Raw genomic sequence first — 16,328 nt, forward strand, 5'->3', positions numbered from 1 at the left:
GTGCTAAATTCAATTTCACCGGCCGCGTCACAACGCGGCATCCGCCTCTTCCTGCGGCACCAACGCATTGAGCCGGTCCCGCATTTCCGGAGAAAGCGTATTCTCGCCGACCACCACGCCTTTGAACATCACCTGGCCGTTGTCCTTCACACTGTTCTGAACATTGGCAATCGCCTGTTTTTCGCGCTCACTCAACGCGTGCTCTTTGGCTTCCGCCTCGGCGATTTTCTTTTCCAGCAGGCCGACCGTTTCCGGGTCGATGTTATCGACGCCGACCGCATTGATCAACCGCTGGTAAGCAACGTAGTAATTCGACAGCGACAACATCCGGTCGATCTCCGCTTCCGCCGCTTCCAATTCCAGACGGTCCAGTTCCAACTGGGTCAGCGCACCGCCGGCCTTGTAGGATTCCCGCGCCATTTTGGCGTGCATCGCGAATTTCTGCGCAATTTTATCATCCAGTTCAAACTGCTCCTTGACTTCGATGATGTTGGCATGAGCGATACGCACCTGGGACATCACGCCGATGGACAACGCCAGCGTCCGCTCGTCAATTTCATTGACCTGCTCGCGCTGCGCCCGGTAACGGTAGATATTCTGCGGCAATTTCAGCAGGTTATACGCAGCCACCGCCCCGATTTCCCACCAGGACTGATGGTAGAGGAAGGAGTTGTTGCTGTTGTTCCAGTCGACGAACGCCTTGACGTTCGGGAACATCATCAACAGAGTTTTGCGGGATTCATTGACCATGATGTTGGTCTGGATATCCAACTGGTAGAGCTCCGGACGCTGGGTCAAGGCAATCTTCTCCAGCAGGTTGATATCCGGCAACTCTTTGATCTGCATGTTCTTGATCAGGCTGGTATCGACTTTGATATCGCTGATCGGCAGGTAGCCCATCAACGCGCGCAATTCAATGCACGCATTGTTGTAATTGCGGCGGTACTCCATCAACTGCTTTTCCAGCCGGTAGAAACGCTTGGCTTCATCGCTGAGCCGCAACGGCGAGAGCGTCCTATTCTGCGCCAGGTCTTCGAGAGCCACTTCGACCTGTTTGCATTTCTCCAACAGCGCATTGGTGGTCTCGATCGCATCCTGAGTCGCCGCCACCCGATAATAAGTGCGCACGACATCCAGCATCAGGTTCTGCTTGGCGCGCCGCAACTGCTGATCTTCGATCAACGAATAGTCTTCCGCCTGCGCCGCATTCAAATAGGACAAACCGAAGTCGAGCGCGCTCAACGCCATTTCCACTTTCAGATTGTTGACATTGCGGTCGCTGCTCTGGCTGGCGCTGTAGGTGCCGCCGGTGCCGCCGGTGACGTTTTCACTGGAAGACGCCGGCGTATTGTTCCGGCCGGTGATGTCATTGGTCACCGTCAAATCCGGCAGCATGCCCATGACTTCGGCGTAAATCTTCTCTTTGGCAACTTTCTGCTTCTGCTCGTAGACGCGCAAGTCACGGTTGTTCTCGATCGCCATGCGCATACAGTCCTGCAGCGTCAATACCGTGCCCTCCGGCAACACCTTGCCATTGGTAATCTTTTCAATCGCCTGCGGCACTTTGGAGAAACGCTCCGCTTCATACTCTTCCGCACTGCGGCAACCGCCGGCCAACAACACCGCGATGGTCAATCCCGACAGAACCCGAAAATCTTTCAACATGGTGGGTACCCCTTCTGCCAATCCTTAAATCTTTGATTTATTGCCCAAAATTACTTTCTTAATCGCCAATTGAATATATCAATCCCCCGCCTTCCGCCCTCATTGCTTGGCGGAACGCTGCAACACACCTGCTTCCAGAAGCTTATCGATCAATTGCTGCATCGACTGAAACGCATTCAGAAACCCCTGGGGCGGCATGATCACCCGTTGCTGATATTCCGCTGTCGGCTCGCCTTCCCCCTGGGGTTGCAGCGTCACGAAATCGAAACGCACCATGCCTCCCGCAAAATGAATCTGACCGATACCGTCAGCAAAAATTTCCGATTTTTCACCCATGCCCAATTCCCTTTTGCTGGTTATCCATGATTAGATATTCATTCCCATTAACTACCAATATCACGAAAACAATGAATTGCAAACCGGCAAAATTCAAAAAAAACATTCTTTTCCAAATTTTTACCCGAAAAAATGCTTCAAAGTATTGCGATAGACACTTTGCCGGATATATTTATTTAAATTAGACGGATCATGCCGGTCGATTTTCAACAATTTTCGGAGAGAACATGTTTTTTCAGTTAAAAATGCCATCGATTCTTGCTGCGGTGCTGTTCTGGACGGTGCTGCCGGAATTGCTTTTCGCGTCCACCGATCCGTTGACCGCCAAAGTCGTGCTGTTTCCATTCCGCCAGGCGACCATCAGCAGCCGGGTGGAAAGCACCCTGGAATCTTATCATTACAAAATAGGCGACGCTTTTGAAACCGATGCCGTGCTGCTGCAACTGGATGACGCCATCTACAAGCAGCAGCTGGAAAAAGCGGCGGCGGCGCTGGCGGAGGCCCAAAGCTCCTACGACTTCTCCGTCAGCAACGTCAAACGGGCCGAGGAACTGCTGGCCAAAGGAGTCGGCGGGCAGCAGGAGCTGGAACAGGCCCAGCTGGAACTGGAGGTCAACACCAGCAAATTGCAATTTCACCAGGCCAATTACCAACTGGCTCAGCGGGATCTCGACGCCTGTAAAATCGTCGCGCCGTTCGCCGGCCGGCTGATCCGCAAAGAGCTGCAGGAGCACGAATTCGTCCGGGCCGGACAGCCGTTGCTCTACATCATCGACGACCGCCAGCTGCTGGCCATCCTCTATCTGCCGAGTCAATTGAAAAATCAGGTCAAAATCGGTCAGGAGATCGAGATCACCGTCGAAGAGACTCACACCACGCATCGCGCCGTCGTCTATGAAATTGCCGGTGAAGTCGATTTCAACAGCCGGACGTTCGAAATCCGGGCCCTGCTCCCCAACCGGGACGGCAAACTCGCCGCCGGGATGTCGGGATATCTCTCCGGCGTTACCGTGACAGCCGGCGCCACGCCACAGCAACTGGATGCCAAGCAGGCCGGGGGCCGCCCATGAGCGCCGCCGATCCCGCCCGCGAACTTTTGCTGGTCAAAGGCAAACTCAACGCGCTGTCGGCCATTCTCCGCCTCGGACATGAAGCGTTCACCAAACACACGCTGAAAGAATGGGCCATTCATGTCGTCAACAACAGTGTACTGGCAATTCCGTACGACCGTTCCAGCCTGATCGACCTGCGCAGTGCAATGCCGACCGTGCTGGCGGTCAGCGGGCAGAGCGAAGTCAACGCCAATTCCGAATTCGCCTTGAACCTCTGCATCGCGGCCCGTGAGTTGACTTCGTTGAAAAAAATTACCCTGCTCGACGAAAATTTGCAGGAGTCATTGCCGTCGTCCGCCGCCGTCGAGGAGGCGTTCGGTTACTTCAACGAAGTTTCCGAAGCGATCTATTTCGTCCCGCTGCGGCCGGCCGGCACGGATGAAAATGCCGACACCACCCTGTTGTGGGTGGTGGAGTTCGCCAAGAAGGAGCAAGCCGTCATTGCGCCGGCACTGCTGGCATTGCTGAGCGAACATTATGCCGAGTCGCTCTTCTATATTTTAAACGAGCGGAAAACGACGCTGGTGCAGCAGGTGATGGACCGGCGGAAAATGTTCAAACCGTCGCGCATTTTTCTGATGCTGCTGTTGCTGTTCGCTCTGGCCTGCGTCATCGTCCGGATTCCGCAAAAGGTCTCCGCCGAATTCGAGATCGTGCCGGAAAATGCCTCCATCGTCTATTCCCCGTTCGACGGGGTTATCGAAAAGTGCTTTTTCCGCAGCGGCACCCTGGTGAAACGCGGCGAGCCGGTCCTGCAATTCAACACCGAAGAACGGCAGTTCAGCCTGGCCGCGGCGCAAAATGACTACAACAAAACGTCGGCCCAACTGGATTTGACCCAGCGGATATCCTTCCGGGATATCAACCAGCGGGGCAAAATCAAACTGCTGGAACTGCAGCAGGCGAGGAGCGACATCGAAATCAAACGCAACCAATGGTATCTGAAACGCAGCAGCGTCCTGGCCGAAACCGACGGCATTCTCGACATCGGCGACGCCGATAAAATGGAAGGCAAGGCGGTGCGGGCCGGCGAAAAATTGTTCGAGGTATCCAGCACCACCGAACTGGCTGCGATGATTTATCTCGACGAACGATATTCTTCGGTATTGCAAAACGGCTATTCGGTCACGTTGTATCTGCATTCCCGGCCGGAACTGCCGATCGCCTCCAAAGTCATCAGCATCAGTCCGAAACCGGTATTGACCGAACGGAAACTGTTCTGTTATCTGATCAAGGTGAAACCGGATATCGATGCGGCCGAACTGATCTGCGGGATGCGCGGCATCGCCCGCATCTCCGGCGACCGGGTTTCACTCGGCTACTACCTCTTCCGCAATTTGCTGCTCTGGTACCGGCAACTGTAATCAGCTATGGACGCCCAATCTCTCAAGCCGGAACCGCAGCAGCCGCACGTCGGAGAACTGCGGTATGATTTGGAACTGTTGCCCGGCGAAGCCGACGGCAACGGCATGCCGAGCTATCTGATCTTCGACCCGGTCGCCGACACTTATTTCCGGTTGACGGAGTCGAATTATCAGATCATCCGGCTTTTGACCGGCAATCCGACGTTGGACGCGTTTCTGGAGAAATTGAAAAGAGCCGGCGTCAGCGCCTCCCGCGAAGAGGTTTTGAAACTGCTCAGTTTTCTGCAGCAGAGCAATCTGATGAAAGTCAGCTACCAGCTTACCGAACGCAAGGTTCTACAGGCCCGGGCGTTCAAGCGCAAACTGCTGCTGCAGATCGCCCTGTCCAGTTACCTGTTCTTCCGGATCCCGCTGTTGCGCCCGGACCGTTTCCTGAACCGCACCGTCGGGGCAGTCACCAAGATCTTCAACCATTGGACGTTCCTGTTGTTATGGACCCTGGTCGCCATCGGCTATCTCGGCCTGATCGTCAACTACGACCGCTTCGCCGACATGTTCGTCGCCTCCATTTCGTTGCAGGGATTCATTCGTTACTCGATTGCCGTCACCGTCATCAAGGTCATCCATGAATTCGCTCACGCCTATACCGCCAAAAGCGCCGGCTGCCGGGTCCGCCGCATGGGAATCGCCTTCGTCTTTTTTCTGCCGCGTTTTTATACGGATCTGACCGACAGTTGGCGGATTACCGACCGCCGGCGCCGCTTTTTGATCGACGGGGCCGGCATTTTCAGCGAACTGGTCATCGGCGGCTTGGCGGCGTTGGTCTGGAGTTTTTCACGTCCCGGCCTGACCAGCACGGTTTCCTACTATATCTTTGCCGTCAGCATCATCAACACCGTCTTCATCAACGGCAATCCGTTCATCCGTTATGACGGCTACTATCTGCTGATGGACCTGCTCAACCTCGACAATCTGCAACGCCGCGGTACGGACCTGTTGAAATCCTTCTGGCGGCGCCACCTGTTCGGGCTGCCGCTGCCGGTGGAACCCATGCCGGCCAAACAGCGGGCCGGCTTGTTCTTTTACGGCATCTCCGCCTTCACCTATCGGATTTTTCTTTATACGTCGATTATTTTGATTGTCTACTTTAACTTTACCAAAACGCTGGGTATAGTATTGCTGTCACTGGAAGTTTATCTGTTGATCCTCAAACCGATTTACGACGAAGGGAAATTTCTGTACATGAGCCGCCGCCAGATGCGCAACCGCAATGTTCTGCTGTCATTGACCGGCACGTTATGCATCGTGCTTCTCCTGGTATTGCCGCTGCCCTGGAACGTCACGGCGCCCTGTGAGGTCAAAGCGGCCAACAGCATGATGGTATACGCCTCCATCAGCGGTTTTCTGGAAACGATGCCGGTTGAAGACGGCCGGCTGGTAAAACGCGGCGATCTGCTTTACTCGCTGCGCAATCCATTCCTCGAGTGGCGGCATCGGGAAGCGGAGCTGGACGAAGCACTCAGCCTGACGGAACTGGACCAGGCCCAGCGCAATGCCGACCGGCTCGGGGAAGTCGATATCATCCGCCAGGCGCTGGACAACAACCATACCATGCTGGCGGAGCTGGAGCGCAAGGAAGCGCAGCTCAACACGCTGAGCAATCTGGACGGTGTTTTCGCGCTTCACAACCAATACCTCAAACCGGGACAATGGATCAACCGCGGCGAACTGCTCGGCGAAGTTTTCGATCCCCGGGAACGTTTCATCGTCGCCTATCTGGACGAAAACGACATTCAATCCATCCGCCTCGACGACCGGGTAACCGTCGTTCTCAACCGGGAGTTGACCCGTTATCCGGGCCGCATCGTCCGGATCAAGCCGGTGCCGGAAGAGTTTGCGCCGTCACCGCTATTGAGCGTCTTCGGCGGACCGGTGTTGAGCGTGCCGACCGAGGACGGCCGTTTTCTGCCGGCGCAGGGATGTTATGAGATCACCGTGGCGCTCGACAACGCGCCGGCGCTGCCGATCGGCCGTACCGGCAATGTCTACCTGCGGAAATTTTCCAGCGTCGGCGGCAATATTCTCCGTGACACCGTCCAGGTTCTGCGCCGGGAACTCTCTTTCTGACCGTTCCGGGAACCACCCGGCGGTTTCAGCGGCGCGTCCTCCCCCTTCCGCCGCAATAAAAATCGGCATTTTCCGGCTTGCCGACTTGCGAAAACGGCCATTCCATTCTACATTAAATGATTATGTAAATATCGAAAGCGATGTTACAACCGGAACCGAAAATTTTATCAAGATCAATATATTCAGGGAATGTAAACAAGAGATGGCAATCAGCAAAATCAACACTGTTTTCGCCAAGCACAGCCGGGTGCTTTTCGGTGTCATCACCGTCGTTATCATTATCACTTTTGTCGGTTTTCTGTCGCCGAGCGGCCTGACGGCGCTGTTTCCCGGCGGCGATTCGGAACAGGTCGGTTCCATCTTCGGCAAGAAAGTAACCTACAAGGACGTTGCCAAAGAGGTTCGTCTGATGCAGATTTTCTATTTGATCCAGATGGGTCAATTGCCTTCCGCCGACCGGTTGTCCGAGCAGGCCTTCGAGATCATGTGCTGGACGGCCGCCGCCGAAGCCCGGGGTATCCGGATCAGCGATCAGGAAATCGCCGATTTCATCATCGCGCTTCCGCAATTCCAGAAAGACGGCAAATTCGACCAGACGCTTTTCAATACCTTCCTGCAGGAGAAAGGGGTGACCGGTGAGGATTGCGACAATGCGATCCGCCTGATGCTGACGCTTCAACGCGTCCAGGATGAAATTTTCAACAACGTCATCATCACCCCGAATGAAGTGGAGCTGTTTGCGCTGCAGCGCAATGCGGAATTGCACCCGCTGGTGGCCTATTTCAACACCGTCGATTTCGAAAAACAGGTAAATCCGACCGACGAGCAACTGCAACAGTATTTCACCGAATGCCAGGAAGGCCCGCAGCCGCGTTATATCCAGCCGGCCAAATTCAAAGCGGAAATCGCGGAAATTTCCTATAAGACGCCGGCCATTCTGAGCGCCGCGGCCAAAAGCGCCACGCCGGAAGCGGTGAAAAAATATTACGACACCAATCCGCAACAGTTCACCAACAGCGAAACCGGCACGGCGGAGCCTTTCGACGGCAAAGGCGAGCAAATGGCGCGGGCGGCTTATATTGCCGCCAAAGCGAAAGAACTGGCGCTGCAACAGGCGCGGAACTTCGCCGATGTGGCATTCGAAATGGTTTCCGATGCCCAGAAAGATCAAGTGGAAGTCTTCCGCAAACAGGCGGCGGAATACCATTGGCCGGTGATCGCCACCGACTTTTTCGCCGCGGATGCCCAGAGCATCGGCGAACTGGCGGAACCGAAACTGATCGAAGCGATTGCCAGAGCCGATGAGGCGGTCCCGGTTTCCGAACCGGTCGCCGGCGAATCGGCAGTCTATGTCGGATTCGTTTCCGCCGTGCAGCCGGCCCAGGCGGCAGACTTCGAGGCGGTCGGCGATCAGGTCCGCCACGATTATCTGGCCTCCGAAGCGGATAAACTGGCGCAGGCGGCGGCGGAAGAGGCGGCCAAAACCTTACAGGCGATGACGCCGGAAGAATTGCGGCAGGCGGTCACCGACGGCAAACCGGTCAAATTTGAGGAAAAGCCGGTTATCTCCAGTGCGACCCAGCCGACTACCTTCGAGGCGATGCTGACGGCTTATACCGCCTCCCGTTTGCAGGTCGGCCGGGTATCCGCGCCGGAAACCTCCGGCAACGGTTATATGCTGATTTACCTGGCGGAGCGTACCGTGCCGGAAAGCATCGCGCCCGACCAGCTGAGTTTTCTCGAGGCGCTTTATCGCCAGAACCGGCAGCAGGCTGCCGCGGTGGAATTTCAGAATTTCGTAGGCGCCAACTGTTTCCAGTACAAACAGAAAGGCAATTGAACCGTGGGGGATGCCGTTTCTCTCCGGGGGCCTCAGGAGTATGCCCTCGGCAAACACATGACCATCGAATATTACGACTGCGACTCGGCAATTCTGGCTGATGCGCAGCGGATGAAGGAATTGTTCATTCACGCGGCCAAAGTCAGCGGCGCCACCGTGCTGGACTCCAATTTCCACTCCTTTGAACCGCAGGGAGTCAGCGGCTTCGTCATCATTGCGGAATCGCATTTCTCGGTTCACGCCTGGCCGGAATTCGACTATGCCGCAGTCGATATTTTCACCTGCGGCGAAAATATCTCCTTCCAAAAGGCGGTCGACAGTCTGCGGGACGACATGAAATCGCTCGGCATGGTGATCTCCAGCGTGATGAATCGCGGCATCGTCAGCAACAACGGCATCGAGCGGCTGGTGCCGACGATGGAAGACCGCACCTATTTGTACGCGCTTTCCTGGCGGACCCGTTTCGAAAGTGCCAGCGCCTGGGGGCTGCAGACGACGATCGACCTCTACCAGTGCGATCCGGAATTGATCCGCGACGAAGCGATCGTCAAAGAATTCGTCCGGGAAATGTGTGCGCAAATCGGCTTGAAGCCGTACGGCGAATGTGCAGTGGTCAATTTCAGCGATACCGTCAAGGGAGAAGGATTCAGCATGATGCAGATGCTGGAAACGTCGCTGATTTCCGGACATTTCGCCAATCACACCAATACGGCGTATCTGGACGTGTTCAGCTGCAAATTTTTCGAACCGCGCCAGGCGGCGGAATTCGCCATTTCATTTTTCAAAGGGAAATACTACCGCATGCAGGTCGGGCTTCGGCAATAACGTCAGTTTATCGGTTTTCCCGGTCAATGGGGTTTGCAAAGCCGGATGCAATGGTCTATTTGCATGATGATGCAACAAGTTTAGAGGGGAGAATCAGTCATGAGTGGAAACCGCTGGGTTACTGAAGCCGCCAACGGATTCGGAACCACCATCGAGATCAAGGAAGAACTGTACGTTGCGCAGAGCGACTATCAGAAGATCGAAATTTACGATACCTATAAAGTCGGGAAGATCATGCTTCTCGACGGTATCATCCAATTGACCGAATACGATGAATTCGCCTATCAGGAAATGATGGCGCATCTGCCGCTGTTTTCCCATCCGGCTCCGGAACGGGTACTGGTCATCGGCGGCGGCGACGGCGGAGTGTTGCGCGAAATCGCCCGCCATGCCGGTGTCCAGCTCATCGACATCTGTGAAATCGACCGGATGGTCATCGACGTCTGCCGCAAGTATCTGCCGTCGCTGGCCTGCGGCTACGATGATCCGCGGGTTAATATCCACGTCGCCGACGGCAACGAATTCGTCCGCGACCGGCAGGGTTATTATGATGTCATCATCGTCGATTCCACCGATCCGGTCGGCCCCGGCGAGGTTCTTTTCGGCGAAGAGTTCTATTTGCGCATGAAACGTTCGCTGCGGCCGGGCGGCGTGATTGCCTCCCAGTCGGAATCATTGTTTCTCCATCCCGCCATCGTCAAGCGGTTGCTGAGCATCGCCGGAAAATTGTTTCTTCACTCCGGCTATGCGATCTCCTATGTGCCGACTTATCCGACCGGTTCCATCGGGGTTTGTGTCGCCTCGGACGGCCGGGAGGTCCGGCAACCGGTTCGCCGGCCGGATGCGGCGCTGCAATCCCAGTTGCGCTATTACACGCCGGAGCTGCATACGGCAAGTTTCGTCCTGCCGTATTTCGGCGAACAATTGCTGAAAGGAGATGGTATGATAAATAACTGACGTTCGCGGAATCAGCTTTCTGCGTGTAATTTATGGCGATTAACTTACACGTTTGGAAGCGGACAGGTTGCAGACTGAATGTTTCAATGAGGCGCATCAGAAACGATGACGACCCCGGAAAGGAGATTAGTCAGATCTGTAAACCAGAGCGCCACCGTAGAGAGCGACTGATTAATCGACTACTCTGTATGGGAGGATGGTGAGGCCGTGACAGCAGTTCCGCTTCGATTCGTGAAAAACGAATGGAGGCAGAGAATGATGACAAGTTTTGTTGGAGTGGATTTGCACCGGAACAATTTTACTTATTGCATCCGGGTAAATGGGGAAGAACGGAAAATCGGCAAGTGTGAGATTACCGAACTGAAGGGCTTTGCCGCAATGCTCGGTCCGAACACGGCGATGGCGGTGGAGGCGACCGGAAATACGTTCATGTTTTGCAGCTCGCTGAAAGCTCATGTCGGGCGACTGGTGGTGGTGAATCCATCACAGTTCAAAGTCATCAGCATGTCCACCAAAAAGACGGACAAACATGACGCAAAAGTGTTGGCGGAGTTCCTGGAAAAGGATATGCTTCCGGAGGTAAGAGTGAAAGACGATTTGCAGGCGAAAATTTCAAGTCTGACGCAGACCAGGGAAAAACTGGTTCAGTTGCGTACCGTATTGAAAAACAAAGTCAACAATCTGTTAGCAGCTAACTTCATCGTGCTGAAACGGGAAGAACTGTCCACGGAGAAAGGGCTTTTGAAAGCATTGAGTTATCACTTCGACCCGATCACCGACACGGAAATGCTGGTGGTTGTCGAACAGATTCGCAGTCTGAACAAAAGCATTGAAAAACTGGATAAGGCGATTGAGGATCACGGCAGCAAGATGGACGGCTTCGACAACCTGAAATCCATCAAGGGAATCGGCTCGAAAGGTGCGGCGATCCTGTTGGCAACCATCGGCAATATCGCTGATTTCCGATCGGCAAAGCAGTTGGCCGCTTATATCGGAATCGTCCCCAGAGTGAGCAATTCAAATGACACGGTTTGCCACGGAAGAATCACGAAGAGCGGCAGCAAGATCGCCAGAACCGCTTTGGTGCAATGCGCTTTGATCGCCAAACGCTACAGCCCGTATCTCAATGCCTTTCATGAATCGGTAAAAAGTCGGCGGGGAGGTGCGAAAGCCAATATCGCCTTGGCTCGCAAATTCCTCGATATCGTGTATAGAACATTAAAAAACAATTGGATGTTTGAGAATTTTACTCAATTCAAGCTCGTAAAAAATTGAGTTTTTCTCGACATCGAAGTGGAAATTTATCATGGGAGACTGACGCATGAAATTCCGTTTTGCGCACAACAATTTCAATGTACAGGATCTGGAAAAGAGCCTGAAATTTTACCAAGAGGCGCTGGGCTTGCGGGAAATCAGACGCTATGAGCCGGCAGACCACAGTTTCATTCTGGTTTACCTGGGTGACGGGGTGACGCCGCATCAATTGGAATTGACCTGGCTGCGCGATATGAAACGGCCTTATGAGCTCGGCGACAATGAGTTTCACCTGGCGTTCACCGTCGACGATTTCGCGGCAGCCAAAGCCAAACATCAGGCGATGCAGTGTATCGTGTTCGACAATCCGGAAATGGGAATCTATTTCATCGCCGATCCCGACGGTTACTGGCTGGAGATCATTCCAGAGAAATTTTGAAGCCAAAACCATGTTGTTCCGGGGTCATATCTTTACGAGGGCAAGCCATAACAGCAAACTCGAAATCCCGCCGGAAAGCGGTAACTACGCGGAGTTTTACGGATAAATTCGGAGAATTATCGTAGCTTTCGCTACAAAATAAAGTGCTCTCTTTCGCTGTGTCACTTTGTTTAAGTTCGCTCTGTTTCCAATCCAAATGCTTGGGCATTGTTTGCCGTATCAAGACTATTAAAAAATCAGAAAAATTAAAATTTGTTATGACAAAAAAATAGCGGCTATGAAGCCGCCAAAATGGACTTTCCGCAGAAAGTAGCCAACAAATCCTTTTACAAGGACTTGTAGAGTTACTATTTAATATAGCCTGACATTTTTCAAAATCAAATTGCATAATAATAAAAACATGATATAATAGTTCAGTATTATGTTATTTATATAAGAGAAAGCCGATATCATGAGCATGATCACACTTGGGTTGGATTTGGGAATTTCATCAATCGGTTGGGCTATACTCAGCGAAAACAGCAAAGAGCGTGAACTCATTGCGTGGGGGAGCCGGATATTTGAACCCGGAGTCGAAGGTACAACCAACGAAATCTCAGCGGGAAAAGGCGTATCGCGCTGTGCAGAACGCCGTTTGAAAAAGGCCTTGCGCAAGCAATATTTACGTCGCAGAACCCGCAAAAAAGCACTGCTTGACATCTTGGTAAGCAACGGTTTTTTACCGGAAAACGTGAACTCTGATTTTTTTACGAAAATCGACCAAACGCTGCTCATGCAGCTCCCCAAAACCGAACGCAACCGTTTGGGGCATGTTTTGCCTTACCTGTTTCGCAAAATGGCACTTGACCGTTTGTTGGATAAGTACGAGCTGGGGAGAGCCTTGTATCACCTTGCCCAGCGGCGCGGTTATTTGAGCAATCGCAAGCAGGAGCTGAAAGATCAGGAAAATGCCGGAAAAGTAAAGAGCGGGATCGACGAATTGAAACAGGCCATTGCTGACGTCGGAGCGCGGACCCTGGGTGAATATTTTTCAATGGTCGATCCCGAAGTTGAGCGTATCCGTTGCCGCTATACCGAACGGGCAATGTTTCAAGATGAATTCCGGAAGATTTGTCAAGCGCAACGTGAACATATTTCCGAACAACTGGAAGCAGAGCTTTTCCAGGCCATCTTCTTTCAGCGCAAATTGAAATCCTGCAAGGGATTGGTTGGGAAATGCCGGATTTATCCGGAACGGCGGCGTTGTGCCATGGCGACCATGGAAGCTCAGCTGTTCCGGATTTACACGACGGTCAGCAATCTGCGCATTGCCTGTAATTCGCAAATCCGTTCGCTGACGGAAGATGAGCGGCAGAAAATCATCGAAATACTCAACAGCTACTCCTCATTGTTCAATAAATCCGGCAAGATGGCATTATCCAAACTGCAAAAAGCCGCCGGGTTGGGAAAAGGTGAAAAATTTACGCTTGGCGAAGGCGCCAAAGAGATTTACGGCAATGAATTGCACAATATACTCTACCGCGCTTTCGGCGATAAAGCCGCGGACATGACTGACGGTGAACGGGAGAAGTTTTTCAACGATCTGCGTTCGGTGGAAAAGAGCGGGGTATTGGTCAAACGCCTGACCGGTTATTGGCAACTTCCGCCAGAAAAAGCAGCGGAGATTTCCGCGATTCCCCTGCCTGACGGTTACTGCGCCTATTCGCTCAGGGCATTGCAGGAGATGCTTCCCGATCTCCAAGGCGGCGTCAGCCTGAGCGACTGGTTGAAAAACAATAACCATTCCTTATCCGCCGGCCAGGAGCTCGACCGGCTGCCGCTGCTTGACGAGTGTGGATTTGAATTGCGCAATCCTATCGTACACCGGACCTTAACCGAAATGCGCCGTGTGGTCAACCGCATTGTCGAGCGTTACGGCAAGCCCGATCGAATCCATGTGGAGCTGGCACGGGATTTGAAAGCAACCAACAAAGAGCGCGAGCAGATCACGATCCGAAACCGTATGCGGGAAAAAGAACGCGAAGCCATAGCGAAGCGTATTGTCGAAGATGTCGGTTTGGAGAAAGCTTCACGCAATGACATATTGAAAGTTATGCTTGCTGATGAATGCGGTCTTACCTGTCCCTACTCCGGCGAAAGATTTTCCATGACCGAACTGTTACATGGAGGTTGCGTGCAGATCGAGCACATCATCCCCTATTCGCGTTCGTTTGACGACTCTTTTGCCAATAAAACTCTGTGCATCAATAAATTTAATGCCAAAAAAAGTAATCGTACACCTTATGAAGCTTTTGGCTCTTCCCCTGAATATTGCGAAATGCTGGAACGTGTTAAACATTTCAAAGGAGCTTATGCCGAGCGGAAACTGGAGTTGTTCAAGCAGGAAAATGTCGAAACTGCAGAATTTCTGGAACGCAATCTGAACGACACACGTTATGCCAGCAAGCTTGCCATGCAGTATCTTGCTATGCTTTATGGAGGAATTGTTGATAAAACTGATAAGCGTCGTGTTTTTGCCATTGCCGGGGGATGTACCGCTTTGATCCGCCGAGCCTGGGGCGGCAATTATCTTTTGGGCGAAGGTGAAAAAGTCCGTTCGGATCATCGGCATCATGCAGTTGATGCAATGACCATAGCTTTGACTACGCCGGGCCTGGTACAGGAAATAGCAAAAATGACTCCTGAACGGCGCAAAAAATTCAATGATGCGACCCCAAAATTTATAGACAGCAAATTCTACAGCCAGGCATACTCCATGCTCAACCACTGTGCGGTATCGCACCATGTGGTCAACAAATTGCGCGGAGCTTTGCACAAGGAAACAATTTACAGCAAAGATTACAGCGACGGTCAATCTCTCCGGCACGAACGGGTGGCTCTCAACTCGCTTTCCGCTGCAGATATCAAACAGATTGTCGATCCGGTGATCAAGAACATCATTCTCGATCGACTCGGCGTGGCCAGCGATTGCGAAGTAACCGATGCCATGCTGAAAGTTTTTAAAGACGAAGCAAATTATCCGCAAATGCTTGACCGCAGCGGTAAAGCGGTAAATACGATCAAAAAGGTTCGCATCGCCCGTACGGTAAACACCCGTACCATCGGCAAGGGAGACGGCAAACGCGAAGTGGCCAATGGAGCAAACTATGTGTTGGCAATCTTCGCAAAACTCAATGAGCGCAGGGAAGAGGTGGCGTGGGAAGGCGAAATTATTTCTCTGATGGACGCCATACAGCGTAAGCAGCGCAGTCAACCGCTCTTTGAAAAAGAACGTTCGGGAATGCGGTTCAAATTCAGCTTGCAAAAAGGCGATATTGTGAAGTTTACCAAGGATGGACAGGAGAATCTGTGCATCATCCGCGGCATCTCCCTGCCGCAGTTTTCTTGCTGCTCCATCTTAGACGCAAGGCAAAAGAAGGATATTCAAGTTGCGAAATGCTGGTTCCAGCCCACTGTATCAGCAGCCTTCAAGTGGAATATGCAAAAATACAATATGAACGTTTTCGGAGAGTTGCAAATCGCCAATGATTGAGCGGATCATTGAAATCGCCGAACAATCGGCTTTTCTGAGTCTGAACAATCATTTACTGACAATCCGGCTGCCGAATAAGCAAACTGTCACCGTTCCCGTCGGCGAGGTGCAGTGTCTTATTCTTGCCAACCCGGCGGTTACGGTCACCGGAGCGTTGCTGTCAGCTTTGGCGGAAAGCGGCGCGGTGGTGGTCGTTTCCGGCAAGGAACGTCTGCCTGCGTCCATTCAGCTGCCGATCCAAGGCAACTGGATACAAAACGAGCGTTTCCGCAGTCAAATAGAAGCCAGGCTGCCGTTGCGTAAACGTTTGTGGCAAACAGTGATTCAGGAAAAGATACGCCGCCAGGGAAAACTGCTGCAGGAACTTCACGACAGTGATTTCGGGTTATTCAAACTGGCGGGAAAAGTTCATTCCGGCGATCCGGAAAATATCGAAGGACGAGCTGCGGTGATTTATTGGAAGAACTTATGGGATAGCGCGTTTCAGCGGAATCGCGAAGCAAAGGACAGTAACCTGCTCCTGAATTACGGCTACGCAATCTTGCGCGCCATAACCGCACGAGCCTGCTGCGGAGCTGGTTTGCATCCCACTATCGGGATCAATCATCATAACCGTTATGACGCATATTGCCTGGCGGACGATCTTATGGAGCCATTTCGGACAATCGTTGACCACGCGGTATATCGGCTGAACCCTAGTAATCAAATTGTAGACGTGTTGACACAGGATATGCGCAGAAGCTTGATCGCTTCATTGCAAGCCAAAACGGAAACTCCTGACGGTATGTGGAAAATATCCGACCTCATACAACGTTCCGCCAACCAGTTGGCTGAGTCGTTTCAAAGCGGAGAAATTATGTTACGTTACAATTGAAGA

12 protein-coding genes are annotated in these 16,328 nt (G+C 52.7%); 10 read left to right on the top strand and 2 right to left on the bottom strand.

The features are described 5' to 3' along the window. Positions 1-27: 27 nt before the first annotated feature. A complete protein-coding gene (locus HWX74_RS04510) occupies positions 28-1,665 on the bottom strand; it encodes a TolC family protein (RefSeq protein ID WP_176012413.1) in 1,638 nt (545 codons plus the stop codon). Positions 1,666-1,764: 99 nt separating this feature from the next. Beyond that, on the bottom strand, positions 1,765-2,001 hold the full coding sequence (locus tag HWX74_RS04515; RefSeq protein ID WP_176012414.1) for a hypothetical protein: 237 nt from the start codon (positions 1,999-2,001) through the stop codon (positions 1,765-1,767). 227 nt (positions 2,002-2,228) lie between these two features. Here HWX74_RS04515 and HWX74_RS04520 point away from each other — a divergent pair, with 227 nt between their 5' ends. From HWX74_RS04520 to cas1, 10 genes are all read left to right on the top strand, one after another. After that, positions 2,229-3,071, top strand: a complete 843-nt coding sequence (locus tag HWX74_RS04520; protein ID WP_176012415.1) for an efflux RND transporter periplasmic adaptor subunit — start codon at positions 2,229-2,231, stop codon at positions 3,069-3,071. Continuing rightward, positions 3,068-4,477: an efflux RND transporter periplasmic adaptor subunit gene (locus tag HWX74_RS04525; protein WP_176012416.1), complete on the top strand. Its 1,410-nt coding sequence runs from the start codon at positions 3,068-3,070 to the stop codon at positions 4,475-4,477. The genes HWX74_RS04520 and HWX74_RS04525 overlap by 4 nt, the downstream gene beginning before the upstream one ends. A 6-nt stretch (positions 4,478-4,483) precedes the next feature. Continuing rightward, positions 4,484-6,604 (top strand): HlyD family efflux transporter periplasmic adaptor subunit, encoded by a 2,121-nt coding sequence (locus HWX74_RS04530; protein ID WP_176012417.1) that lies wholly within the window; start codon positions 4,484-4,486, stop codon positions 6,602-6,604. A gap of 202 nt (positions 6,605-6,806) precedes the next feature. Further along, entirely contained in the window at positions 6,807-8,444 is a 1,638-nt protein-coding gene (locus tag HWX74_RS04535; protein ID WP_176012418.1) for a peptidylprolyl isomerase, read from the top strand. Positions 8,445-8,447: 3 nt separating this feature from the next. Continuing rightward, positions 8,448-9,269 carry an adenosylmethionine decarboxylase gene (speD, locus tag HWX74_RS04540; RefSeq protein WP_303048084.1) on the top strand — a complete coding sequence of 274 codons (822 nt, stop codon included), beginning with the start codon at positions 8,448-8,450 and terminating at the stop codon, positions 9,267-9,269. A gap of 99 nt (positions 9,270-9,368) precedes the next feature. Then, a complete protein-coding gene (gene speE / locus HWX74_RS04545) occupies positions 9,369-10,226 on the top strand; it encodes a spermidine synthase (protein ID WP_176012420.1) in 858 nt (285 codons plus the stop codon). 258 nt (positions 10,227-10,484) lie between these two features. Next, positions 10,485-11,501 carry an IS110 family transposase gene (locus HWX74_RS04550; protein ID WP_176014518.1) on the top strand — a complete coding sequence of 339 codons (1,017 nt, stop codon included), beginning with the start codon at positions 10,485-10,487 and terminating at the stop codon, positions 11,499-11,501. Between the two features lie 46 nt (positions 11,502-11,547). Further along, entirely contained in the window at positions 11,548-11,919 is a 372-nt protein-coding gene (locus HWX74_RS04555) for a VOC family protein (RefSeq protein ID WP_176012421.1), read from the top strand. A 451-nt stretch (positions 11,920-12,370) separates the two neighbouring features. Then, entirely contained in the window at positions 12,371-15,451 is a 3,081-nt protein-coding gene (gene cas9, locus HWX74_RS04560; protein ID WP_176012422.1) for a type II CRISPR RNA-guided endonuclease Cas9, read from the top strand. After that, positions 15,444-16,325: a type II CRISPR-associated endonuclease Cas1 gene (gene cas1 / locus HWX74_RS04565; protein WP_176012423.1), complete on the top strand. Its 882-nt coding sequence runs from the start codon at positions 15,444-15,446 to the stop codon at positions 16,323-16,325. Before cas9 ends, cas1 begins: the two co-directional genes overlap by 8 nt. Positions 16,326-16,328: the final 3 nt, after the last annotated feature.

Source organism: Victivallis sp. Marseille-Q1083, assembly GCF_903645315.1.
In the GTDB taxonomy this organism is placed as follows: domain Bacteria; phylum Verrucomicrobiota; class Lentisphaeria; order Victivallales; family Victivallaceae; genus UMGS1518.